The organism is Pseudomonas sp. AM14(2022) (genome assembly GCF_036346455.1).
In the GTDB taxonomy this organism is placed as follows: Bacteria; Pseudomonadota; Gammaproteobacteria; order Pseudomonadales; family Pseudomonadaceae; genus Aquipseudomonas; species Aquipseudomonas putida_A.
Genome location: NZ_JAOTNY010000039.1, coordinates 1 through 1,177 on the forward strand (window position 1 = coordinate 1; position 1,177 = coordinate 1,177).

Annotated in this window: 1 protein-coding gene; it reads right to left on the reverse strand. The window is 57.2% G+C overall.

Translation table 11 applies throughout. The features are described from left to right. Positions 1–31 precede the first annotated feature (31 nt). Positions 32–949, reverse strand: coding sequence for an IS110 family transposase (locus V3W27_RS28060; RefSeq protein ID WP_247269778.1), 918 nt, complete (start codon positions 947–949; stop codon positions 32–34). Between the last annotated feature and the right edge of the window lie 228 nt (positions 950–1,177).

A 1,177-nucleotide genomic window follows, 5' to 3' on the forward strand; every position in this document is an offset into this window, starting at 1 on the left:
GTGGGAGCAACTGTCTTACTACCACCGTTCGTCACCGCCACTCTGTGCCGTCTCGCAGCATGGCATTCAATCTGATCAGCAGTATTCGCATGCAGGCGATGAGCGCGACTTTCGCGCTCTTGCCTCGTTCTCTTAGGGATTCATAGCGGGCCTTGAAGTCGGCTTGATGGCGGATAACGACCCAGCACGACATGTAAAGCGCACGTCTGACGCGCGCTCTCCCTCCGTAAATCTGACGTTTCCCGCTGTGATTTCCACTGTCGTCGTTGTAGGGGGCGATTCCCGCCAGTGCGGCGATCTCCCTGCGATCCAGCTCGCCGAGTTCGGGTAGATAAACCAGCAAGCTGGCGGTCGCCACAGTGCCGATGCCTTTGACAGAGATAAGCCGATCGGCTTTTTCCGCATCCAGCTCACGCATGCTTTGATCGATGGCTTTGCCGAGCTGCTTGATCTGGGTTTGCAGGTAGCGAATATGGTCCCTGATCGCCTCTACAACCGCAGGCAACTGGGCCTGCTGCAGCCGGCGCTTGTTGTCGTCGCGCTGCTGGACGAAGTGCTCGCGTAATTGAATCAACTCGCGCAGGGCTTCACGCTCAGGCGAGATGGGCTTTTCGCGAGACGCATGCAGCGCTTCGGCAAAATCGGCGAGAACCGCCGCGTCGATGGGATCGGTTTTGGCGTTCTTGCCCATTGCTACGGCAAAGGCTCTGGCCCGGCGAGGATTGATCCTCAACACGCTGAAACTTGCCTGCTGCAATGCCGCCATGACCTTGCGTTCATAGCCGCCTGTGGCTTCCAGCAACACGCGGCCAACCGTGTACTGACCTAAACGCGCGACCAGCACATCAAAGCCTTCAACGGTATTGGGAACTTCAAAGCCGTCTTTCTGTGGTTGAACCCAGACGACCAGATTGGATTTGGAGATATCGATGCCGACCCAGGAAATCATGGCAAAACCCTCTTACACTCAGAAGTGAGAGTGCTCTGGCTTTGCCCACGCTTGTGATTCGAGTGGCGCTCGTCCAACTGTTCGGGCTTATGGGCCAGAGTAGAAAGGTGGATGGCAGCTTTGCTCCCACTCGTGCTTCAAGCACCGCGGACTCACAGCTTGCCATCCACCCCTCTCACCCCAGAGTTTATTCCCTTACTCAGACACAAGCGGGCTTGCTCGCGAAGG

What these genes read in the sequence shown, in the direction of transcription:
- V3W27_RS28060 (WP_247269778.1), bottom strand. Translation starts at nt 949, where the DNA reads ATGATTTCCTGGGTCGGCATCGATATCTCCAAATCCAATCTGGTCGTC.